The sequence below is a fragment of the Nocardia sp. CA-135953 genome (assembly GCF_050955735.1).
Lineage (GTDB): Bacteria > Actinomycetota > Actinomycetes > Mycobacteriales > Mycobacteriaceae > Nocardia.
The window spans coordinates 6687404-6709634 of the sequence record NZ_CP192082.1 but is presented as its reverse complement, the minus strand read 5'-3'; the positions used below and the strand labels follow the sequence as shown (position 1 = coordinate 6709634).

The following is a 22231-nucleotide window of genomic DNA, read 5'->3' as shown; positions in this document are numbered from 1 at the left end:
ACTGTTGGACGGCGAAACCGGACTCGGTGAAACAGGAACCCGCATCGGCAACGGTGCGGGAACACCCGTGAAGGGTTGTGTTGGACGACCTGTACGACACGCTGTAGGAATGGTGACGTGCGACGCTTCGATTTCATAGTTGACCGCAAGCACGCCCGCGCGGTCAATGAAGTCGTCGCAGGTTTGCGCCGACAACGAGCGGCGGCGATCGGTGCCGCGGTCCTGCTGGGACTCGGCACCGCTTTCCTGATCTGGCTCAACCATCCGTGGGCCTATCTGCTGGCGATCGCATTCGCACTCGGCGCGGTCGTCGCGCTGTGGGTGGCGTTCTGGACGCCGCACCGCTCCAGCATCGACAAGCTCTATGCCGACGGTGAGCTGGTGCCCGCGGTCGTGTCCGAAACGCATCCGGGCGGGGTGGTGCTGCTCGCCCTGGTCGATGTCTCGAAACCGGAGACCCACGACCCGCGCTATGCCCTGGTGATCAGGAACGTCAGGGATCTGCCGGGGCACGAGAAGCGCGCGGGTGAGCGGGTGCCGTCGGTCGCGGTGCGCACCGATCGGGCGCCGCGTCAGGTCGGCGAGCGCTGGCAGTCGGTCAGCGCCATGCCGATCGCCTGGGGCACCCGTGACGGCACCGTCATCGATCGGGCGCGGGCGGCCATCAGCGAGGTCGAATGGCGATTGCTCACCGATAATCTGGAACTCGCCGACAAGGTGCGGCGCACCTCTGCGAAACGGTTGCTGCTCGACCCGCACCAGCTCCCCGGTGACCTGGGGTCTTGATCAGCCGAATTCCCTTGCGCCGCCGAATAGACTCGGTAAATGGTTCCGGCGTCCAACCTGCTGGCTTTCATCGCCGCATCGATTGTCATCATCGTCATCCCCGGACCGGGTGTGCTCTTCACCATCGGCCGGGCTCTCGCACTCGGCCGCCGCGCCGCCCTGGTCTCGGTATTCGGTCATTCCGTGGGCGTTTTCATCGCGCTACTGCTGGTCTCGGTGGGCCTTGGCACTCTGCTCGCGGCCTCGGCGCTCGCGCTCACTGTGGTCAAGTTCGCCGGTGCGCTCTATCTGATGTACCTCGGCATCCAGGCGATCCGCGAGCGCAAGGCGCTGCGGGCGGCGCTGAACGAGCGGATCGACCCCGCCGATGCCAAGGTCTTTCGGCAGAGCGTCTTCGTCGGCCTTACCAACCCCAAGGCGATCGTCTTCTTCTCGGCGGTATTGCCGCATTTCGCCGAACCGTCGGCGGGTTCGCTGCAGTTGCAATTCCTGATCCTCGGCTCCATCTTCCTGGCGATCGCATTGATCTCCGACAGCGCTTGGGGCCTGCTCGCCGCATCCGCACGCACCTGGTTCGCACGCTCGCCGCAACGACTGGAGGCGGTCGGCGGTGCGGGCGGTGCGATGATCTTCGGCCTCGGCGCGTCGGTGGCACTCAGCGGTAGTGCCGACTGAAGCGACTACCATCCACCGAGGTCAGGTGGGCCATGAAAGGGGTGGTGGTATGAGGTGGTCCGGCTGGTTGTGTGCGGCCGTGATAGGCGCACTGGTCGCCGCCCCGGTTCCGGCGAATGCCGATCCGCTCGTCGGCGCGCCGGGTCTGGACGATCCGTACTACCCACTGGACGGCAATGGCGGCTACGACGTCGGCCACTACGAGGTCACCATCGACTACGACCCGCCGAGCCATCAGCTCACCGGCACGACCACGATCGAGGCCACCGCGACCCAGGCCCTGCGGATGTTCAATCTGGACTTCAACGGCCCGGACGTGCGCATGGTCTCGGTGAACAACCTGCCCGCAGCCTTCGACCGCAACGGCGATCACGAACTGACCGTCACCCCACTGCTGCCGCTGTTGCCCGGCCTGCCCTTCACGGTGACCGTCGACTACGCCGGGCAGGCCAGGAACACCGAAGGCGAGGGCTGGACCTACGCGCCCAGCGGCGGCGCCTTCGCGGCGGGCGAACCGCATTCGGCCACCACCTGGTATCCGCTCAACGACACCCCGTTGGACAAGGCCACCTTCACCCTGCACGCGTCGGTTCCCGCGGAATGGGAGGTGGTTTCCAACGGTGTGCGGACCGAGAACGCGGTCGCCGGTGCGCGGCGCAACGTCACCTGGGCGTCGCATAAACCGGTGCTCGGCTACCTGACCACGGTCGCGATCGATCATTACAGCTACCTCGAACAGCGCCGCGCCAACGGAACCCCGCTGATCAGCGCCTTTGCCCAGAATGCGGAGGGCAATCGGGAAACCGAGCAGCGTCTGCCCGAAATCATCGATTTCGAAGAGGCGCTCTACGGCCCCTATCCGTTCGATACCGGGGGTGGCATCTACGTCGACGCGGATCTGGAGTTCTCGCTGGAGACCCAGACCCGTCCGATCTACGCACCGTGGACCGATCTGCCGACCGCGGTGCACGAAATCGCGCACCAATGGTGGGGCGATTCGGTTTCGGTGCGGCAATGGTCGGATATCTGCCTGAACGAATGCTTCGCCAGCTACACCGCCGACTATTTGTGGCCGGAGCGGATGGAGGGCAAGGACGTCGACGCGGCCTACCGCGAGACCATTCGCAAAAACCGTGCCGTCCCGAAATTCTGGGATATTCCGCTGGAAAATCCGGGCGTCGGAAATGAATTCACGTCCGTCTACTATCGCGGCCCGCTGTTCCTGCATGCCCTGCGCAAACAACTCGGTGACGAGGTGTTCTTCACGGCTGTCCGGGAATTCAACGCCGCGCACGCTTACGGCAATGCTTCGATGCCCGAATTCCGCACCTTCATGCAGTCGAAATCCCCGACCGATCTGACCAGCTTCTTCGACGCCTGGCTGAACCGCACCACAATGCCCCCGGACGAGTACCTCTTTCCTGGCGCACTACGCGGCTGACGTTCAGTCGACGCGTTGGCGGGCTTTTTCCACCCAGCGCTCTGCCCGATCGAGTTGTTTCCGGGCCGCGCGTAGTTGGTCCTGTGCACCGCGATCGGCGGTGCGGGCGAATTGCTTCTGCTGTTCGGCGTGCGCAAGCTCTTCGCGCAGTGCGTCTATGCGGGATTCGCTCTCGGTCAATCGGTTTGCCGTCTCTGCAGCCGCGGCCTGCGCTGAATCCATTGCTGCACGGGCGGTTTCGAGGGCTTCGAGTGCGTCATCGAGTTCCTGCCCGGCATTGTCTGCTGCGACGGGTTCGGTGGATTTCTTTGTGCCCGTTCCGCTCACCGAGGTGAGTGCGGCACCGCCCGGTCCGAAACCCGCATAACTCGCGGACGTCACCACTGTCCCGCTGCGCACCTGCTCGGCGACCGTGTCATCGGCCAGCGCCGCTGTAAGCGTCTGTCCCACTTCACGCAGCACCCCCTCGGTGACCGGGTGCCCGCGATCTGCGGCCAGGGCGCCCGCCCGCTTGGCAAGGGCATTGACTACTTGCTGCCGCTGCGTGGTAAGTGTGCGCAACTGATCGCCGGACAATTCCCGTTGCGCCGTGCGAAGCGCGGTCCCCAGTTGCAGTAGCGCATCGACATCATCGGGTACGGCACGGGCCAGCAGGTTCACCGTCCAGGCGACCACCGTCGGTTTACGCAGTTTGCCGACGGCGGTCGCGAGCGCCTTATCGCCCGCATCCTTGGCCTCGGCGACGCGTGCCGCCCTGGCGGCGATGAACTCACCAGGGTCTAATCCGTACAAGTCGACGGCGACCTCTTCGAGCCTCATACTTGCCAAGCGTAACGACCGGGTCTCCGGAAGCGACAGAGTGCACATACTGGACAAACGTCCATGTGTTCGTCATGCGGAAGGCATTGATAGTGAACAGTTCAGTAATCATGGTCCTGGTCAACCTGATCCCGAAATTCGTCAATCTCGCGCTGATGGGCCTGACCGGACTCTACGGGCAGTACTGAGCCGCGCCTCCTGTTGGTCGGTTGTCCGAACTGCTGATGCGGTTCGGGCCACCGTGACGGTATCCTCACCGCGTTCACATCTGTCGTGAACACGTTCGGTGAGAGAGGGTTTCACGTTGAAGTTCCCAGGAATGAGGCTGCTGGCACGCATTGTGCTCGCCCTCCTGGCGGTGGGCGCATTGGTGGCCGTGGTGACCGGTTGTTCGGCGCTCGACAATGCAAGCAAGTCCGACACCGCCAAGGCGAAGGTCGGTGATTGCATCAATGTCACCGACAGTTCGTCATCGGCCACCAAATCCGAGCCGGTCGACTGCTCGTCGCCGAAGGCGGTTTACAAGGTATTCCAGACCGCGGACAAGAAGATCGAATGCGCGGCCGAATACACCACTTACACCGAGGATCTGGTCAGTGGCGGCCAGGCCTACATGTGCCTCGCGCCGAACTTCAAGCAGGGCAGCTGCTACGCCGACGTCGGCACGAACCCGTACAAGTACGTGGACTGCTCCTCTTCCGAAGCCACCTTCAAGGTGATGCAGCGCATCGACGGTCAGGCCGACGAATTGCAGTGTGGCGCCGACGCGACCAGCTTCGTGACCGTCCCGGACCCGAAGGTCACCTTCTGCCTCGGCGCAGCCAAGGGCTGATTACTCGAGTAGTGCGACCGACGCGATCCGGTGCAAGGTGAAATGCCGGATCGCGCCGGTCACCGGGTCGAGTGCGTCGAGCTGGCCGTTGCCGACCTTCAAAGGTTCGACCACGCGCTGGGACGCGACGCCCTGGGCGTCGACATAACCGATATTGACCGACCGCCGCACCCGCGCCGCCAATTGCAGCAGCGCCAGGGTTGCGGCGGTACTCGTTCTGGTGCCGTCGGGGCGCACCGCCTGGCCGTTGCGGGCGCTGGCGGCCCGATCACCCGCACGCAGCTCCGCGACGAGCAGTGTCAGCTGTTCGGTGCTCGGCGGCGTCGGGCGATACGGCTGCCTGGCATGCGGACGCACCGCGATCCGGGCGCCGCGCGGGCGCAGATCGACAATGGTGCCGGCGGAATCCTCACCGGCCGGGGCGAATCCGGCCGCGCGTAATCGCTCGAGCAATTCGCCGAGCGGAGCCTGGGCGATTGCGACGGTGGGGGCGATGGCCCGCAGCGCGAGTTCGCTCGCCACCGGCGAACTCAGCACCTGAGCGAGCAGTGCCGGATCGTCACTGCGTATGAACGACTGCGCCATACCGGCCCGCAACTGGCCGTGCCTGCGCGCGACGTCATCGATCAGATAGGTCAGCGACTGCGGGATCGGTGTCCGGGAATGCGTGGTGAACAGCGTATGCAGCTCGGCTGCGGTCATCCCGGCATCGAGCGCACGTCGCACCGATGTGTCACTGATCCGGTAAACCGTTGCCGCACCCGCGGATTCGATATCGGCCACGAGTGCCACCCGGCCCTGTAACTCCGGCGTCAGCGGACCGGGCGCGATGACGGTCAGATCCGCCTGCACCAGCACATGATCGATGGGCTCGGGCAGCGCCGATTCCATCTCGGCCTCGGCATCGGACGCGCTGGTCGGCGAGTCGTGCAGCAAGGCTCGCGCAGGTGAGGCGAGCGCGCCGCGTCCGATGAAACCGAGCGTCGCGGCGTCGCCCAACGTGTGCTCGACCGCTTCGGCGCGAAAGTGCCTGCGCCACCGCGGTTGCCGCCAGGCCAGCAGTCGGCTGATATCGGTGGGGACCAGTGCGGTGCCGGTCGAATATTCGGCGAGCAGATTCAGCATGGTGCGACGGTCGCGCGGCGCGTGCGGGGTGCGCAGTTCGATCGCCAATGCCGCCAGCGGTTTGTCATTGGCGTCGCGCATGCCGATCATCCACGGGGTGCGGTCCAGGTCCAGCCAGGCCTGTGCCAGCGCCACCCAGCGACGCGCGGGCGGTGCGTCGCGCCAGCCGTCGGCGGCCGGTGTCGGTGCCCAGAAGTCGTCGGTGGAGTCGAATTCCGGTGGCGGGTCCGGCATACCCTTCTCGATGAGTTTGGCGGCGGCGAGCAGTTCGACGAGCAGTCCGGCGCGCGGTTCATCGATACCGGTCTGTTTGGCGATGCGGCGCAACTCCCGCACTCCGAGACCACCCGCGCGCAATGCGGGCGCGGGCGCCTGGCCGAGCGCCTCCAGAATGTCGGCACAGTGCCGCAGCAGCTCGCCCACTTCGCCCGCCGCGACCGCATTCACTTCGGCGGGGCTGTGCTTCGTCGGTGTCGGCTCCGGCGGTTTCAGCGCGTGCGGGTGGGTCACCGGCTCCCGGCGCAGCACCTGGCCGACGGTGACCGGGAGCTCGACGGTCTCCTCGTCGATCCAGTGCAGTAGTCGGCGACCGAGCAGTTGCTGGATCGGGCGGTCGGCCGGTGTGCCCGGAGCCGCGTCCCTGGTGCGTCCGCGCGGGCCCGTGGTGGCCAGCTTGTCCAGCAGCGCACGTTCGGCGGGGGAGACGGCCGCGAGGGCCGCTGACACCTCGGGCTCGGTCAGCGCATCCGGAATTTCGGTTGTGCTGCCGATCGGCCACGGCAGCGCCTCGGCGGTGGCCGGGATCAGATGTAGCTCGTCACCGACGTTCCAGACCAGTGCGCGATCGGATAGGCGGGCCAGCGCGGCATCGATCGCCGCGACCTTGACCCGATCTTTCAACTGCACGCGCAATGCCTTGCGACTCATCGGCGTTGCGCCCGAACCCGTTGCCCGATGCACCGCAAGGGTTTCCACGATCGCGAACTCGAGTGTGTCCAGGTCGTCGGTGGCACGCAGCACCGAAGCGCGCTGCTCGGCGCGGGCCGCGAGCACCGCCATGGAGGAAGGCAGTGGCACGGCCAGATCGGGCCGGAGTTCGAGCAGGGCCACCAGCTGCGCATTGCTGCGGGCAGCGAGCCACCCGGCCAGGGATTCGGTCGCAGGCTTCCCCGCCTCCCCGGACCTTTTGCCGGTTGTGAGTGTCGCGTGACTGCCGTCGCGGGCCGACGGTGGTGTGCCCGGTCCGGCATTGGGCGTCCCCGACGAGTTACCCATGTGCTCTCGAGATCAGTCGTTGCGTAGCAGTCCGAATATTGTCGATTTTGTCAGCCTAGTTGATGTCGCTTTATCCGTGGCCGGGCGTCGGCAGCAGCGGAGGGCAGAGTGCTGGCGGGTCGCTCGCATGCCACAATGTGGTCGTGGTGAACAAATCGAAGAAACCCTATGTCGACCATGGCTGGCCCTCGGTGGAGGACGGTGGCCATGCGGTCACCGAACTGTCGTCGACTCGTTCCGGTGGGCTCTCGCCGTTCGGTGAGGACACCGAGTTTCCGCTCCCGGCCGATCAGCTGCCATACATGCACCCGAATACGGTGATCAACCGCTGAGCGGCACATCGCTCGATACCCGGACGGAAAACCCGCGGATACGAAGAAGGTCCCCGCATCAGTGATGCGGGGACCTTCTTCGTATGGTCTGCGCTGTGCCGACTCAGGAGGGCAGCATGCCCTTGTTCGCCTCGTAGAAGCTCACGACCGCCGGGTCGAGCTGAGTGCCCTTGGCGGCATTGAAGAAATCGAGGGCTTCCTGCGGGATCTGCACACCCTGGCCCTGCACGACGGCGACGGCGCGGTCGATCGCGTCGAACACCTGCTGGCTGGGGTCGGCGGCGGCCTGCTCGGGAGCGGCGGGGGCCGGGTTCCAGCGCGGGGTCTCGGTGGAGGAGGGGGCGGTGCGCGGGGTGGATCTGCTGCTCAGGCCGAGCGAGGACGAGCAGGAGGGCCAAGCGCCCCAGCCCTGGCTGGCGAGGACCTTCTCGGCGACCGCGATCTGCTGTTCGCGGGTGGCCTGGTTGGCGGTCGCGGCGTATTCGCCGCCGCCGTGAGCATTCCAGGTGGAGGGGGAGAACTGCAGTCCGCCCTGGAAACCGTTGCCGGTGTTGATGCCCCAGTTGCCTCCGGCCTCGCACTGCGCGAGGCGATCCCAATCCTGGTCGGGTGCCGCGCTGGCGTTTCCAGCGAGAGCCACACCTGCGGTGCCGATGATCGCGCCGGTGACGGCGACCTTGGCTACGGTGCGCCCGGTGGAGGTTGGCTTGCGATGGCGTCCACTCATATCGGGTTCTTCTGCCTCTCGTACGCATCTGCACGTGGTCCGGACTGAGAGGTCGTCCGTCCCGCCCCCACCCCTGCTTCCGTTGGGGTCCGGTACCCGCGGGGTGAGGCTTGATGCGGCGGGCCGGTGGTTGCCGGTTGTCCCGGCTGGGTAAGACGGTACGACGATCGGCGCGAAAAATCACTATTTGGTAACCGGCGGGTCCGCGCGGATCTCGGACCGGTATCGGTTGCGGGGGAGAAGCTTCCGCGCAGCTGAGGCATGGTGCGGGCGGGCCGGTCACGGGCCACTACCGCTCCGTTATCGCGCCGTTATGTGACGAGGATCACACTGGCGATTCGGTAACGATTAGCAGGGGTAACCGGTTTACCGCGATCGCCGGCCGGACCACAGTGCGAAAACGATCGCGCAGAGGAAGCCGAGCGGCGCCGACATCGCCAGCAAATACAGCCACAGGCCCGGGTCGGAATCGCTGAGGACCGGCGTCAGAAATATGGCGACGATCGCAAGCAAGCCGATCGCGAACAGACCGAGTGCCACGTACAGCAACCGGTCGCCCGCGCGGCGCGGTGAGCGGCTCGGCGGCGGTGGCGCGGATGGGTTCGTCACTGCTCGACCGTAAAACTGATGTGCTTGCGTTATTCGCACCGGGGTAGACTCTGTGTCAATCGCGTCCTGCACAGCTGTGGGGCGCGTTCTTTTCGCAAACTGACAGGAGCTGTCCGCGGCGATTATGCCGGACGAGCACCTGGGCAGACGGATGCGCTCGGGCCAGTGGGGCCCGAGTTTCGATGACGAACGGGTGAGTGCAGTGCCGACCGGCAGGGTGAAGTGGTACGACGTCGAAAAGGGCTTCGGCTTCCTTTCCCAGGACGAGGGTGAGGATGTCTATGTCCGTTCGTCCGCGCTGCCCGACGGCGTCGATGGGCTCAAGCCCGGCCAGCGGGTCGAATTCGGCATGGCCGCCGGTCGCCGTGGCCCGCAAGCGCTGAGTCTGAAGGTACTCGAATCGCCGCCCTCGGTCCGTCAGGGCCAGGAGCGCGATCGCAGTGCGCACAAGGAACCGGCCGCGCGCAAGCACACGCCGGACGAGCTGCACGGGATGGTCGAGGACATGATCACCCTGCTCGAGGCCAAGGTGCAGCCGGATCTGCGCAAGGGCAGGTACCCGGATCGCAAGACCGCTCAGCGCATTTCGGAAGTGGTGCGGGCGGTCGCGCGCGAACTCGATCACTGACGTTCGCGGATAACGAATTACGCGCGCTGCCCGGCCTACCGGGCAGCGCGCGAATCGTTTCAGGGCCGACCTTTTCGAGCGACCTGCAAGCAGTCGCTACGGACCTTTTCGAGCGACCTGCAAGCAGTCGCTGCCGACCCTTTCGAGCGACCTGCAAGCAGTCGCTACGAACCCTTTCGAGCGACCTGCAAGCAGTCGCTACGACGAGGTGCTGATCGACCAGGCCGCGTGCGGGACGTAGAACTCGCGGCCGGTCTCGTCGCGCGCGAGGATCGGCAGCTGCAATTCGATACCGACGAGCCGCAATTCGGGCTCCGGCTTCGAATCGATGGTGACGGCGAGTGCGCCCTCGGGATAGTCGTTGCGGCTCACCACTCGGTCCACCTTCTCGCCGCTCGGCATGGCGTAGACCAGCTGCGCCAGCCAGGGCGCGTCGGCGATCTTCTTCGGCAGTGACAGCTGCAGCGGGTATCCGGCGGGGACGTCGAGGGTTACGGTTTCGCCGTACTTGCAGTTCTCCATTTTCACTGTGCAGTACAGGAATGGGGACACCGTGACGGTCTTGCCGTGCGCGTATGCGGTGACGGTCGGGTCGGGGTGGTCCGCGTTGCGGACGAACACCGTCAACACGCCGACGAACGCGGCGGTGAACACCAGTAGGGCCGCCACGCATAGCGCGACGACGGTGCGGGTACTGAGCTTGTTCACCAGATCGGGTCTCCTGTGCCTCGTTGCATGTGCTTAGTGTCGCCATCGCGCTCCTTGCCGCGTTGTGCGGCTCGGTCGGCGTCGGCGTGTCGGGTTGTCGCGACCGCCTGCTCGGCATGTTCGGGGCGGTGGCCGCCGAGGCCGGGCAGCAGGGAGTGGCCGCGGTCGCTGATGAAGGTCTGCAGCAGCCCGAACAGCAGGACCGCGGAGATGAACGCGAAACCCTGCCAGTAGGTGGTCGGCATCAGCACGCCCGCCGCGCCGCCGAGAACCCAGCTGAGCTGCAGTACGGTCTCGGACCGGCCGAAGCCGGACGCGATCGATTCCGGCGGCAGATCGTCCTGGATGGACGCGTCCAGCGATACCTTCGCCAGTGCGCTCGCACCCGCCGCGACCAGGGTGGCCAATGCGGCGCCGAGCAGATTGTCGAGGAAGACCGCGAGCAGGGCGACCGCGCAGCAGGCCGAGGTGCAGCCCAACACGATCAGTGACGGCTTGCCGAGTTCGATCCGGGCGCCGGTCGCATTGCCGGCGAAATTCCCGATCGCCGCGGCAACGCCGACCACGCCGAGCATGGCAGCCTGCTGCCAGCCGCCGTGTTCGGTCGCCTTGGCGACGAAGGCGACATAGAACGTCAGGAAGCCGGTCAAGATGCGAATGGCGCCATTGCCCCACAGTCCGGTCACGACCGCGCGGCCCAGCGGCTGCCTGCGCTTGCGCGGCGGAACCGTGGCTTCGGTTGCCGGACTGAACACTTCGGTTTTCGCGTGATAGCTGAGGGTCGCCGGGACCTCACCCTCGGTGACCTCGACCCAACGTGGGATGCGCAGGCTCAGGAAAGTTCCCGCGATCGCGATCGCGGCGGCCAGCACAAGTGCGCCATTGGAACCGGCGATCGCGGCGGCGAGTGCGGCGACCGCGCCCGCGCCGATGGTGCCGCCGACCAGACCGAACACGGTGAGCCGAGAGTTGGTGCGCACCAAGTCGATTTCGGGTGGCAGCACACGCGGCGTCACCGCGCTCTTGAGCACCGAGAACGATTTACTGCCGATCATCATGCACAGGGCGAGCGGATACAGCGCCCAGCTGTCGAAGGCGATGATCAGCACCACCGCGACCACCACGCGCAGGGCGAAGGAGGTGGCGAGTGCGAGGCGGCGGCCGCGCTGTAGTCGGTCCAGCATCGGTCCGATGAGCGGGGCGATCACCGCGAACGGGGCGATGGTGATCAATAGGTACAGGGCGACTTTGGTTTTGCTCTCCGCAGTCGCGCTGGCGAAGAACAGTGTGTTGGCCAAAGCCACCGCGATCGCGGCGTCCAAGGCGAAGTTCGCCATGGTGGCGTAGGTCAGCGCGGTGAGGCCGGATTTGTCGGCGCCGTCGGCCTTGGCGGCGCGCTGGAAGGTGGCGACGCCGCGGGAGGTGAGTTCACGGCCGCGCATGGCGGCGACCCGGGTGACGGTCAGCTTGCGCGGAACGCGCTGGGGCTCGGCCGGGATTTCGGGCTGCGGCGGGTCTTCCGGTTTCGCGGATTCACCGGGCAGCGGCTTGGTCGGCGGGGGTTCGCGGCGTTGCGGCGGTTCGGGCGAGAGTGGCGGTAGCGAGGACCGGCGGGGCGGGGTGTGGGGTGGCGGGTAGCGGTCGTAACCGGGGTGACGCTGGATCGGTGGGGACTCCTCGCCATCCCACGGACCACGGTCGGAACCGGAGGGATCGCGGGGAGTAGTCACAACCTCAATTCTGTCGTACATCGGCGACTTGGGTTCAATTGCCGCTCCAAGCCGTCCGGAAAGGTGACTTGGCTCGCTCAGTCCGGTACGAATCGGACCTCGAAGATGGTCGGCCAGTATTTGCCCGTGATCAGGAAGCGGTCCGTGCCGGGCAGTTGCGCGATGCCGTTGAGCACATCGGTGTGCGCGCGCACGGTCGCGGGCAGCAGTCCGCTCGCGTCGATGACCGCGAGGACGCGGCCGGTTTCGGGATCGATGTGCAGGATCTCGTCGGTGGGATAGGAATTGGCGTAGACGGAACCATCGGCGGCGCAATCGAGTTCGTTGAGGTGGGCGCGGTTTCGGGTGGTGAGGGTTACCGTGCCGGTCACGGCGAAGGTGACCGGATCGCGGAAGGTGAGGGTGTCGGTGCCGTTGCTCATCACCAATTCGCCCGCGCGGGTGCACAGCCCCCAGCCCTCGCCCTCGTAGGACGCCCTGGCGTGTTCGGCCAATGTCGCCGGATCGCGGGCGATCGCGATCCGGTGCTTCCAGGTGAGCTGCCAGAGGGTGGCACCGGCTTTGGTGACGCCCTCGCCGAAGTAGGGCGCGGGCAGTTCGGCTCTGGTCAGTTCGTCGCCGGTAGTCAGATCGGTCGCGCGCACCCCCGACGCGCCCGGCATGCCGGTGGCTTCGTAGAGCACGGTGCCGTCGACCTCCAGACCCTCGGTAAACGCCCGTGGATCGTGTGGACGGGTGCCGACCACCTCGATATGCCGTCGCGGCGGATCGTCGTCGGAGCCGCCGCACCCGGTGATTCCGAGCAGGCTGACCAGGACAACGACGGCCAACGAACGCCGATTGCGCTCCATACGGCAAAATGTAGGCCGTGAGCGCAGTATCTGTTTCGCAGTCCGGCGTGCGGCCGATCCTTGCCGATGCCGTCGACGTGGCCCGCCGTGCGCTCCTGGAGCTGGAGCCGACCGGTGTCGGCCCGCATATCGGTGTCACCGGCGAGGACGAGGCCGCGGCAACCCACCGGTTCGAGGCCACCCTGGCCGGTTATCGCGGCTGGCAGTGGGCGGTCGTGGTGGCCGCCCCGCCGGACGCGCAGTACGCGACGGTGAGCGAATCGGCGCTGCTGCCCGGTCCGGACGCACTCGTCGCACCCGATTTCGTCCCGTGGGAGCAGCGCATCCGCCCCGGCGATCTGGCGCCCGGCGACCTGCTCGCCCCGCCTGCTGATGATCCCCGGCTGGTGCCCGGCTACGTCGCGAGCGGCGATCCGGCCGTCGACGAGGTTGCGCTGGAAATCGGCCTGGGCCGCACCAAGGTGCTCAGCCGCGAGGGGCGCGAAGAAGCCGCCGAACGCTGGTACTCCGAATACGGCCCTGAAACCGATATGGCGAAGGCCGCCCCATCCACCTGCGGCCGCTGCGGCTTCTACCTCCCCCTCGCCGGCGCCCTCCGCTCCGCCTTCGGCGTCTGCGGCAACGCCATGGGCGCCAATGGCCACGTAGTCCACGCCGAATACGGCTGCGGCGCGCACTCCGACGTAGAAGTCCCCACCGGCGGCGGATCGCCGCTGTACGAGGCGTTCGACGACGCGGCGTTCGACGTGATCCCGGTCGAGGCGTTGCGCAAGCCCGCACCCGAAGCCGCACCGGATCCGGTGACCACCGAGGGTGAGTCTTCCACCGCGGCGGGCATCAGCGATGCCGCGATCGCGGCCGAACCGACCACGGTCGAACCGAGCGATCGTGGCGCATCCGACACTGCGGCCCAGCCGCGCGAGGCAGGGGTCGGCGATGTTGCGACCAGCTCAGTGGAGTCGGCTGCCATCTCGTCGGATGATGTCACGGCTGAGCCGAATGCGTCGGTCGCGCACGATGTCTCGGTGCCTGGCGCGGACGGTCAGGCCGATGCCGAGGCCACCGAAGATCTGACAGGTGAGGCCGCTGAGCCGACTTCGGTCGAGCCCGGCGGTGCCACGTCGAGTGATGTCGTGGCTGAGTCACCCAGCGCGGTGGAGCCGAATGCTCTCCCATCGGATGATGTTGCGGCCGAGCCGAATGCTGCGGTCGATTTCTCCGCAGGTGGTGTGGACGGCGAGCCCAGTACCGAGGCGGCTGAAGGACTGACGAGCCATGTCGTCGAGTCGACCGTCGAGCCCGGCGTTGGTGCGTCGAGTGATGTTGCGGCCGCGTCGCCCAACGCTGTCGAATCGAGTGCTGTCGAATCGAGTGCTGTCGCCGCGTCGGATGATGTTGCGGCCGAGCCGAATACGGCCGCCGCGTACGATGCCACCACGCCGAGCGGGGTCAGTGAGCCCGGTGACGCTGCGGTAGATCTGACAGCCGACTCGCTGACTGAGCCCGATCCGGCGGTCGTCGAGGATGCTGCGGCACCGAGTGTCGGCACCGAGGCAGATGATGCGACTGCCGCAACTCGAACTGCGGCAATTGCTGAGCCGCCTTCCCCGGAGCCCGGCGCTGCTGCTTCGCGTTTCGGCAGCCAGTCGCCCAGCGCTGTCGAGTCGAACGCTGCGCACCTGCCGGGCGAGGCTGCGGCAGAGTCGAGCACATCGGGTGAGCCCAATGTCGTCGCCCAGGGCGTGGCCGACATGTCCAGCGCCGCAGCCGCATTCGGCCCTGCTGCTGACGTGGTCACTGAGCCGAGCGCGGTGGTCGAGCCTGTTGGTTCGTCCGATGCGGACCGCGAGTCGATCGGCGCAGTGGCGCCCGGCGCGGATGCGGCGGAAGGCCCGGTTGGATCGACGACGGGTGCATCCGTCAGTCGCGAGACCGAACCGAACAGTGCCACTGCCGAGAGCGTGGCAGGCTCTGAGGCCACGGCTACCGCCGGCTCAGCGAGCTTCCCCACGTCGGGAGATCCGAGCGCCGAAACTGCTGCGTCGCAGTGGGAGTCGAGTGCCGAGCTTGCGCCCGGTGCAACCGCCGGGGGCGGCGAGGCAGCTCCCGAGGCAGTGGCGAGTGGCGCAGCAGGCGACACCGCCGCAGTTGAGTCGAGCACCGGAGTGGCCGCGTCGCAGCCGGAATCGGGCGCTGAGATCGCGTCTGGTGCCATTGCCGGGAGTGGCGTGGCGGTTCCTCTCGAGGCTGTGGCGGGCGCCGACGCCGCTATTGAGTCGAGTGCTGAAGTGAGCGTGCCGCAGCCGGGGTCGGGGGTCGGCGCAGCGGCCGGTGCCGTTGTGGTCGAGCCGGGTGCTGAAGGTGCTGTGCCGCAGCCGGAATCGGATGCTGGTTTCGCGACCGGGGCTACCGAGGTCGGTGATGCTGCTGGGGCGTCGGCCATTGGTGCAGAAGGTGGCGTCGCTGCGGGTGAGTCGAGCGTTGACGAGGCCGTGTCCGAAGGTTCGGGTGGCGCTCTGGCATCGGACGTCAACCACATGGCTGAGCCGGTCGTCGATGCGACGGCCGAAGCTGAGGCCGCAGTGATCGAACCGGGCATTGAAGGTGCTGTGCCGCAGCCGGAATCGGGTGCAGGCGCGGCTGGTGCGGCGGCAGACTTCGTAGGCGGAGCTGAAGTTCCAGATGACGAAGCTTCCTCCGTTCGAGGCGAGGTGGCCGAAGCGCACGGCGTGAGTGCCGATGCTGATCGTGGCGCTGTCGATGCCGACGCACTGGGCGCTGACAACGAGGTGGCCAGCGCAGTCAGTGCGAGTGTGAACGTCGATGGCGGTGTTGCTCACGCTGACGGTGAGATAGTGGGTGCTGATGGCGCGTCTGTCGACTCTGTTGGTGGGGATGCGGGTGTCGATGGTGGCGTTGCTCACGCTCGCAGCGAGACCACGGGTGTCGATGACGAGGACGCCGATGTCGGCAGTGCGAGTGCGGACATCGGCGGCGGCGTTGCGCATGCCGGCAGCGAGACTGCCGGTGCCGAGCGCGAGGACGCCGGCGCTGACAGTGCGACTGCGGACTCTGATGGCGGGGCTACCGGAACCGATGGCGAGGCCTCTGCTGTTCGTGGCGAGGCGGTCGATGCCGACGGTGCTGTAGCGGACGCTGACGGTGGGCACCCGGACGCTGACGGCGGGGTCGCCGGTGCCGGTGACCAAGCCGCTGACGGTGCGGGTGGGAGTGGGCCCGGGGCTGCGGCTCGGCCGGAGTTCGGGTCATCGCTGCAGGGGTGAGCGCGGTATCGGCGGCGGATCCGTTCGGGACGTCGGGGCTGCGGGCGGGGGTGCTTGCGGCTTGGCGTGATTCGCCTACTCGGTTGCGGGAGGATGCGGCGACCGAAGCGGATCTGGTGCGGGCAGGGTACCGGGATCGGCTGCTGACCGAATTGGCGCAGAATGCCGCGGACGCCGCGGCCAAGGCCGGTGTCGCGGGCCGAGTGGTGGTGCGTCTCGTAGACGGTGCGGTGCACATTTCGAATACCGGTGCACCGTTGGATCTTTCGGGCGTGCACGCGCTGACCGCGCTGCGTGCTTCCGGCAAGGCGGATCCGGCCGTGAGCGTCGGCCGCTTCGGTGTCGGCTTCACCGCCGTACGCACGGTAAGCGAAGAGATCGAGGTCCGATCGACCACCGGCTCCATCCGGTTCTCCCACGATCTCACCTGGAAAGCCCTGCGCGACAACGCGATCACCGTCCCAGACCCGGCCGAAGCCTTCACCCCACCCGTCCTCCGCCTGGCTTGGCCGACCGACGCCACCCCGCCACCGGACGCAGATACCGAGATCGTCCTGCGCCTGCACCCCGACATCGACCCCCAATCCCTACTCGCCGCAATGCGCGCCGAAGCCGTCGACCTCCTCCTGGAACTGCCCGCCTTACAGAGCATCCGAATCGGCGACGACGAGATCACCAGCACGGTCACCGATCCGCCCACCGAAGGTCCGCACCAGTGCGAGCACGAAGATCCCCACCCCGCACACGTCAGCGAGGATTTCGGCGGCGGCGCTTCGCATCCGCACAGTCGACAAGGCGTGCCACACGGTAGTGGTGATACCCTCGCGACCCCAACTCGCGGCGATGCCGACCCGAGCCGTGGCTATGCGGATCCCAGTCACGGGCGTGTGGACTTCCGCGGCGGTAATGCGGACCCGAGCCGTGGCTATGCGCATCCGACTCTCGGGCATGTGGATCCTACGCGCGGGGGTGCCGACCCGAGTGGCGGCTACGCGGACCCGAGTGACGGCTACGCGAAACCGAGTGGCGGCTACGCGGACCCGAGTGACGGCCACGCGGACCCGAGTGACGGCCACGCGGACCCGAGTGACGGCCACGCGGACCCGAGTGGCGGGCGCGCCGATTCGGGCGGCGGTGATGCGGACCCTAGTGGCGGCCACGCGAACCCAGGTGACGGGCGCGCGAACCTGACTGGCGGTGACGCGAACCTGAGTGGCGGGCGCGCCGACCCGAGTGACGGGCACGCCGACCTGATCGGGCCGCACGACACCCACGATGCCGAATCCGGCGGCACCGAGGCAGACCTGAGCATCGGCCGATCCGCAGGGGCAGGGCTCAGGGAGTTGCGGATCGATGGCCCCGGATCGCAGCGACGGGTTTGGTGGGAGTACCGGACTGCGCGGGCGCGCTGGTTGCTGCCGCTGCAAAATGGCAGGCCGGTGTCCGCTGTGCATGATGTGCTGCGCGCACCCACGCGATCCGACGAGGAGCTGTCGCTACCAGCTCTCCTGATAGCCGACATACCGATGCAGCCGGACCGCCGCCGCGTCCTCCCTGGTGCTCGCCTTGCCGAATTCGCGCAGGGTTATGCCGATTTCGCCCGAGCACTCCCGCCGCGCGATCGACTCGTCCTGGTTCCCTCCCCGGGCTTCGCGCGCAGCGAGGTCGACGGCATTCTGCGCGAGGCCCTGATCCGCGAACTGCAGACTCACCCCTGGCTACCAGTCGTCACGACCCGCTCGGAAGCCGCTGGCGAAACCGCCGCACAGTCGGCCTCGGCCGGTACCCGGTCAGCCGTTGCTGACCAAGCCTTTTCGGTGCGCACGGCCGCTGAGAGCGATGCCGAGCTCGGCACTGACGACTGGACCGCCGCAGACCTTCCCGGCGACGCGCGCTCGTCCGCGCCCCGGATAAGACATGCGGTGCCAACGCGAGCGAGCGTATTCACCGGCCTGAGTCGGGAATTGGCCGACCTGCTCGATGACGTCGTCGGACCGCTGATAGTACCCGAGTTGTCGGGGCGCACACACAGCGAGGCTCTGGCTGTACTGGATGTACACAGACTGGGACTTGCCCGGCTGGCGGAACTTTCGGCCGGGCTCGAGCGATCCCCGACGTGGTGGCATTCGCTGTACGCGGCGTTGGAGCCGTACGTTGTCGATCCGTTGGCCGCTGAAGAGCTCGGCGCGCTCGCGGTGCCGCTGGCGGACGGCCGGCTGGTAACCGGCCCGCGCACAGCAGTTTTGGATGACCAGCTAGATTTCGCCATACCGGTGCACTGGGCGCGTCTGGTGCACCCCGAGGCCGTGCATCCACTCCTCGCGCGACTCGGCGCACGTTCGGCCACCGCCGAGGATCTGTTGAGCGATCCCGGATTACGCGCGGAACTGGAGGACCAGCCGGGCGATCCCGACACCACAGATGCCGTGCTGCGCCTCGCCGCACATACGGATCCGTCGGCACTCCCGTCTTGGCTCGGCCTCCTCGAATTACCCGACACTACTGGGGAATTGCTCCCCGCCGACGAATTGCTGCTCCCCGATGCGCCGCTGAGCACATTGCTGGTGCTCGATTCGCCGTTCGGCACTGTCGCGACGGATCTGGTGGACCGCTACGGCGCCGAGGCGCTGCGTGCGGTGGGCGTCGGCTGGGATTTCAGCATTGTCGTCGAAACCGATCCCACCGGCCCCGATCACCACCTGGACGACGAGGAGCGCTGGTGGTCGGACCTGCCCGAGGATCCGCCGGAACTGGCCGCCGTCCGCGACCTGGACCTCGTCGAAGAGTCCTGCTGGCCAGAGGCGTTGCGGCAGTTGGCATCCACTCCGCGTACCCGCGAACTGCTCACCGATCCCGACGGCTACACGACTTGGTGGTTGCGCAGACATGCGCGCATAGACGGAACCCCTCTCGGTCTGCTCCGTCACCCCGCCGATACCGAATTCGCCGGCCTACTCCCCGAATTCGAACTTTCCGGCCTGGACTCCGAAGCCTTACGCGCAGTCCTGGCGAACCCGAATGCCATCACCCAGGAACTGGCCGCCGCACTGCTGGACGCACTCGCCGACCCGTCGAAAACCCCTACGCCCGATGTGGTTTCCCGAACCCACGCCCGCCTCGCGGCCGCCGTGGATCACCTCGACCTGACCGAACTCGAGCTCCCCGAGCGCGTGCGTGCCCTGTCCTCGGCAGTCGTCGACCCCAACGACGCCTGGGTACTCGACCAGCCGTGGTTCGGCCTCGCCGTTCCCGCGGATCACCTGGTAGCAGGCGATTCCGCTACCGCGCCCGCCCTCGCGACCTTGCTCGATCTCCCCATGGTCTCCGATGTGATCACGGCCGAGGTGATGAGCCAGGGCCGCCACACCACGTGGTCCGCCGAACCATTGGGAATCGTTCTCCGCCAACTGTTCATCCTGCCCGATGAACAAGGCGACCTGGTGCTCCACGACGATCTCCAGATCCGCCTGCGCGGTGCCCTGGAAGCCACCGTGTCTGTCCCCTGGTGGCGCGACGGCGCAACCACCCACATCCGAACCCCGCACCATCCGGCCTGACTGCAGCTACGTAGCTACCCAGAGCTACATAGCTACCCAGCCGAATTACACCGCGTAGTTCGCAACCATCTCGCTGAGCAGATCCAGTTGTCCGCGCACACTTTCGCTGTCGTTGTCGACCAACCAGCGCAGCACAACACCGTCGATCACATTCAAGGTGAAGCGGCTCAGCGTCGGCACCGGCACGGACCACTGGCAACCGGTGGCATCGCGGGCATGGTCGAGGATGTCGGCGACCGTCGTGTCGTTGAATGCGTACTGTTCGCGCGCTATCGCGAGTTTCGCGGGAGTCGATTCCCCTTCGCGTAGCGCATATGTCGTGGTTTCGTATGTGAGCAGTTGTCGTTCCGGTGTTGCTTCAATGTTGAGCCACATCAGTTCGAGCCCGGCGCGCACCAATTTTTGAAGCGCTTCTTTTCCACTTCCGACGTCTTGCCAAACTGTTTCGTTGGCATCGACGGAATCGCGTAATTCCATCGACAACGCCTTGACCAGCTCGGTCATCAGCGCGTCCTTGTTTTCGAAACAGTAATGCACCACACCGAGTGAAACGCCAGCTGCCTGAGCGACATCGCGCGTGGTCACGCCCGCGACGCCCTTTTTCTCGGCAAGGCCGATGGCTGCCTCGATAAGGTGGGCCCGTCGTTCTTCGACGCTCAATCGGGAGGACACCCAAGCGAGTTAAGTCCGCAACTCCGCCGCAGTCAATTCGCAGGGCCGAAAATCTCGACTGGACGATTGTCCAGTTGTGTGGTTCGCTTCAGCACGGGATCGAAGGGAGACGCGTATGCCGGTGTCACGCAGAACGGTGCTGGCCCGAACCGCGGCGGGGTCCGCCGCGCTCGCGACTGCGGCGACGGCGCCGGGTGTGACTTCGGCGCTCGGCGCACCGGCCACCGCGGCTCCCGAAATAGTCGGCTACCTCATCGGACTGGGGCTTTCCGATATCACCGGCCCGGCCGCAGAATGCGGAATGATGGGCTATTCACAGTTCGAGCAGCAGACGGCGGGCATCCATCTGCGCCCGCGCGCTCGCGCATTCATCATCGCCAGCGGTGCGCGTCGAATCGTGTTCGCAGTAGCGGAGAACGGCATGATTTTCCAGTCCGTGCACCGCGGCGTCATGCTCGAACTCGGCCGCCGCTTCGGTGATCTGTACACCGAACAGAACGTCGCGCTCACCTCGACGCATTCGCATGCGACCTGTGGCGGCTCCAGCAACGATTACGCGTACAACCTGTCGATTCTGGGTTTTCAACAGCAGGTATATGACGCCGAGGTGAACGGCATCGTGGAGGCGATCGCCGCCGCGCACGCCGATCTCGGACCGGGCACGCTTTCGCTGGGTCGCGCCGAACTGCACGACGCGAGCGTCAACCGATCACGAGTTGCCTTCGAACGCAATCCAGATGTGGATAAACAGCAGTTCCCGAATGCCATCGACCCTGCGGTCACCGCACTGTCATTCGTCAAGGGCGGCCAACAAGTCGGCGCAATCACCTGGTTCGCTACGCACAACACGTCGATGACCAACCAGAACCGACTGATCAGCGCGGATAACAAGGGTTACGCCTCGTTCTCGTATGAACACACCGAGCACGGCGTTCGGTATCTCGGCGGCCCAGCCGATTTCGTCGCCGCGTTCGCGCAGACCAACGCGGGGGATATGTCCCCGAATCTCGATCTGAAACCCGGCTCGGGACCGACCGAGAACGAGTTCGACAACACCCGCATCATCGGCGAGCGTCAGTACCGCGCGTCGAAAACCGCATTGTCGGGCGCACAGTCCATCAGCGGTCCGGTCGATTCGATGCTCTGTTATATCGACCTGGCCGATACCGCCGTCGACGGCAGATTCACACCCGACGGCCAACCGCGCCACACCGCGCCCGCCGCCGCGGGTGTCTCTCTCATCGCGGGCAGCGTCGAGGATGGTCCAGGCCTGCCTGGCATTCCGATCCCCGAGGGTGTGCGCAATCCGTTCATCGATGCGCTCGGCGATCCGCGCCGGCCCGCACCGTCTTGGCTGGCAGATGCGCAGGCGCCCAAGGCGATCATCGCGCCGCTCGGGCTGTTGCCGCCGGTGCCGTGGGTGCCGAATGTGGTGCCGATACAGATCGTTCGGATCGGTGAGCTCTACTTGGCCTGCGGCGGTGCGGAATTCACCATTGTCGCCGGACTGCGCATCCGCCGAGCTGTTGCCGCCGCGCTCGGCGTTCCGCTCGAGCAGGTGCTGATGCAGGGCTACGCGAACGCGTATCACGAATACGTCACCACTCCTGAGGAATACGACTCTCAGCAGTACGAGGGCGGCTCAACCCTTTTCGGCCGGTACACGTTGCCCGCCTACCAGCAGGAGTTCGCCCGTCTGGCAACGGCTTTCGCCGCTCGACAGCAGGTCCCGCGCGGACCTGCGCCGCGCGACATATCCAACCTGCAGCCGAACTTCCAACCCGCACCCGGCCCGGACACCACACCGTCGGGTCGTGGATTCGGCGATGTCCTGACCCAGCCCGCCGCCTCGCACGCGCCCGGTACCCAGGCCGCCGCCGAATTCGTCTCCGCCCACCCGAAACACAACCCCCGTCGCAACGGCACCTTCCTGGAAGTGCAACGCCGCAATGCATCCGGCGACTGGGTCCGCGTCGCCAACGAGGGCGAATGGGCCGTCCGCTTCTACTGGAGCAAACGTGGACCGGCCGCATCCGTAGCTCGCTTCACCTGGGATATCCCGACGGACGCCACCCCCGGCACCTACCGCATGCAACACTTCGCCGACAGTCTCAGCCCCGACGGCACCCTGCACCCCTTCACCGGTATCACCAACGAGTTCGAAGTGAGCTGAGGCCGGC

At 66.7% G+C, this 22231-nt stretch carries 17 protein-coding genes; 9 read left to right on the top strand and 8 right to left on the bottom strand.

Translation table 11 applies throughout. From position 1 onward, the window contains the following. The first annotated feature begins 117 nt into the window (after nt 1-117). Genes ACQPXH_RS30545 through ACQPXH_RS30535 form a run of 3 tightly spaced genes read left to right on the top strand, consistent with a single transcriptional unit; the run spans nt 118 to nt 2902 of the window. Complete coding sequence (locus ACQPXH_RS30545; protein ID WP_433599896.1) at nt 118-786, top strand: DUF3239 domain-containing protein; 669 nt, start codon at nt 118-120, stop codon at nt 784-786. A gap of 39 nt (nt 787-825) precedes the next feature. Then, on the top strand, nt 826-1461 hold the full coding sequence (locus ACQPXH_RS30540) for a LysE family translocator (protein WP_433599895.1): 636 nt from the start codon (nt 826-828) through the stop codon (nt 1459-1461). Between the two features lie 49 nt (nt 1462-1510). After that, nucleotides 1511-2902 carry a M1 family metallopeptidase gene (locus ACQPXH_RS30535; RefSeq protein WP_433599894.1) on the top strand — a complete coding sequence of 464 codons (1392 nt, stop codon included), beginning with the start codon at nt 1511-1513 and terminating at the stop codon, nt 2900-2902. A gap of 3 nt (nt 2903-2905) precedes the next feature. On the opposite strand, the gene ACQPXH_RS30530 is transcribed toward ACQPXH_RS30535, so the two are convergent. Next, on the bottom strand, nt 2906-3721 hold the full coding sequence (locus ACQPXH_RS30530) for a hypothetical protein (RefSeq protein WP_433599893.1): 816 nt from the start codon (nt 3719-3721) through the stop codon (nt 2906-2908). Between the two features lie 319 nt (nt 3722-4040). Between ACQPXH_RS30530 and ACQPXH_RS30525 the strand changes: the two genes are divergently transcribed. After that, on the top strand, nt 4041-4553 hold the full coding sequence (locus tag ACQPXH_RS30525; RefSeq protein WP_433599892.1) for an LppU/SCO3897 family protein: 513 nt from the start codon (nt 4041-4043) through the stop codon (nt 4551-4553). On the opposite strand, the gene ACQPXH_RS30520 is transcribed toward ACQPXH_RS30525, so the two are convergent. Continuing rightward, the gene (locus ACQPXH_RS30520) at nt 4554-6953 is read right to left on the bottom strand and encodes a helicase-associated domain-containing protein (protein ID WP_433599891.1); all 2400 of its coding nucleotides are present in this window, start codon (nt 6951-6953) and stop codon (nt 4554-4556) included. Nucleotides 6954-7096: 143 nt separating this feature from the next. Between ACQPXH_RS30520 and ACQPXH_RS30515 the strand changes: the two genes are divergently transcribed. Further along, nucleotides 7097-7285, top strand: coding sequence for a hypothetical protein (locus tag ACQPXH_RS30515; RefSeq protein WP_063044417.1), 189 nt, complete (start codon nt 7097-7099; stop codon nt 7283-7285). Nucleotides 7286-7388: 103 nt separating this feature from the next. Here ACQPXH_RS30515 and ACQPXH_RS30510 read toward each other — a convergent pair whose 3' ends face one another. Both ACQPXH_RS30510 and ACQPXH_RS30505 read right to left on the bottom strand, forming a co-directional pair. Continuing rightward, nucleotides 7389-8012 (bottom strand): transglycosylase family protein, encoded by a 624-nt coding sequence (locus ACQPXH_RS30510; protein WP_433599890.1) that lies wholly within the window; start codon nt 8010-8012, stop codon nt 7389-7391. A 366-nt stretch (nt 8013-8378) separates the two neighbouring features. Next, nucleotides 8379-8621, bottom strand: a complete 243-nt coding sequence (locus ACQPXH_RS30505) for a hypothetical protein (RefSeq protein WP_433599889.1) — start codon at nt 8619-8621, stop codon at nt 8379-8381. A gap of 202 nt (nt 8622-8823) precedes the next feature. Between ACQPXH_RS30505 and ACQPXH_RS30500 the strand changes: the two genes are divergently transcribed. After that, the gene (locus ACQPXH_RS30500; RefSeq protein WP_433603626.1) at nt 8824-9249 is read left to right on the top strand and encodes a cold-shock protein; all 426 of its coding nucleotides are present in this window, start codon (nt 8824-8826) and stop codon (nt 9247-9249) included. A gap of 198 nt (nt 9250-9447) precedes the next feature. Here ACQPXH_RS30500 and ACQPXH_RS30495 read toward each other — a convergent pair whose 3' ends face one another. From ACQPXH_RS30495 to ACQPXH_RS30485, 3 genes are all read right to left on the bottom strand, one after another. Next, the gene (locus tag ACQPXH_RS30495; RefSeq protein WP_433599888.1) at nt 9448-9957 is read right to left on the bottom strand and encodes a DUF2771 domain-containing protein; all 510 of its coding nucleotides are present in this window, start codon (nt 9955-9957) and stop codon (nt 9448-9450) included. After that, on the bottom strand, nt 9954-11687 hold the full coding sequence (locus ACQPXH_RS30490) for an MFS transporter (protein ID WP_433599887.1): 1734 nt from the start codon (nt 11685-11687) through the stop codon (nt 9954-9956). Before ACQPXH_RS30490 ends, ACQPXH_RS30495 begins: the two co-directional genes overlap by 4 nt. A 77-nt stretch (nt 11688-11764) precedes the next feature. Then, nucleotides 11765-12538, bottom strand: coding sequence for a glutaminyl-peptide cyclotransferase (locus tag ACQPXH_RS30485; protein WP_433599886.1), 774 nt, complete (start codon nt 12536-12538; stop codon nt 11765-11767). 17 nt (nt 12539-12555) lie between these two features. Between ACQPXH_RS30485 and ACQPXH_RS30480 the strand changes: the two genes are divergently transcribed. After that, the gene (locus ACQPXH_RS30480) at nt 12556-15822 is read left to right on the top strand and encodes a DUF3027 domain-containing protein (RefSeq protein ID WP_433599885.1); all 3267 of its coding nucleotides are present in this window, start codon (nt 12556-12558) and stop codon (nt 15820-15822) included. Then, nucleotides 15819-19379, top strand: a complete 3561-nt coding sequence (locus tag ACQPXH_RS30475) for a sacsin N-terminal ATP-binding-like domain-containing protein (RefSeq protein WP_433599884.1) — start codon at nt 15819-15821, stop codon at nt 19377-19379. Before ACQPXH_RS30480 ends, ACQPXH_RS30475 begins: the two co-directional genes overlap by 4 nt. 45 nt (nt 19380-19424) lie before the next feature. On the opposite strand, the gene ACQPXH_RS30470 is transcribed toward ACQPXH_RS30475, so the two are convergent. Further along, nucleotides 19425-20039, bottom strand: a complete 615-nt coding sequence (locus ACQPXH_RS30470) for a TetR/AcrR family transcriptional regulator (RefSeq protein WP_433599883.1) — start codon at nt 20037-20039, stop codon at nt 19425-19427. 127 nt (nt 20040-20166) lie between these two features. Here ACQPXH_RS30470 and ACQPXH_RS30465 point away from each other — a divergent pair, with 127 nt between their 5' ends. Continuing rightward, the gene (locus tag ACQPXH_RS30465) at nt 20167-22224 is read left to right on the top strand and encodes a neutral/alkaline ceramidase (protein WP_433599882.1); all 2058 of its coding nucleotides are present in this window, start codon (nt 20167-20169) and stop codon (nt 22222-22224) included. The last annotated feature ends 7 nt before the right edge of the window (nt 22225-22231 follow it).

Bases quoted from the DNA above. Each gene is read 5' to 3' on its own strand.
- ACQPXH_RS30540 (WP_433599895.1), top strand. From the start codon at position 826: ATGGTTCCGGCGTCCAACCTGCTGGCTTTCATCGCCGCATCGATTGTC.
- ACQPXH_RS30535 (WP_433599894.1), top strand. From the start codon at position 1,511: ATGAGGTGGTCCGGCTGGTTGTGTGCGGCCGTGATAGGCGCACTGGTC.
- ACQPXH_RS30530 (WP_433599893.1), bottom strand. From the start codon at position 3,721: ATGAGGCTCGAAGAGGTCGCCGTCGACTTGTACGGATTAGACCCTGGT.
- ACQPXH_RS30525 (WP_433599892.1), top strand. From the start codon at position 4,041: ATGAGGCTGCTGGCACGCATTGTGCTCGCCCTCCTGGCGGTGGGCGCA.
- ACQPXH_RS30520 (WP_433599891.1), bottom strand. From the start codon at position 6,953: ATGGGTAACTCGTCGGGGACGCCCAATGCCGGACCGGGCACACCACCG.
- ACQPXH_RS30510 (WP_433599890.1), bottom strand. From the start codon at position 8,012: ATGAGTGGACGCCATCGCAAGCCAACCTCCACCGGGCGCACCGTAGCC.
- ACQPXH_RS30485 (WP_433599886.1), bottom strand. From the start codon at position 12,538: ATGGAGCGCAATCGGCGTTCGTTGGCCGTCGTTGTCCTGGTCAGCCTG.
- ACQPXH_RS30465 (WP_433599882.1), top strand. From the start codon at position 20,167: ATGCCGGTGTCACGCAGAACGGTGCTGGCCCGAACCGCGGCGGGGTCC.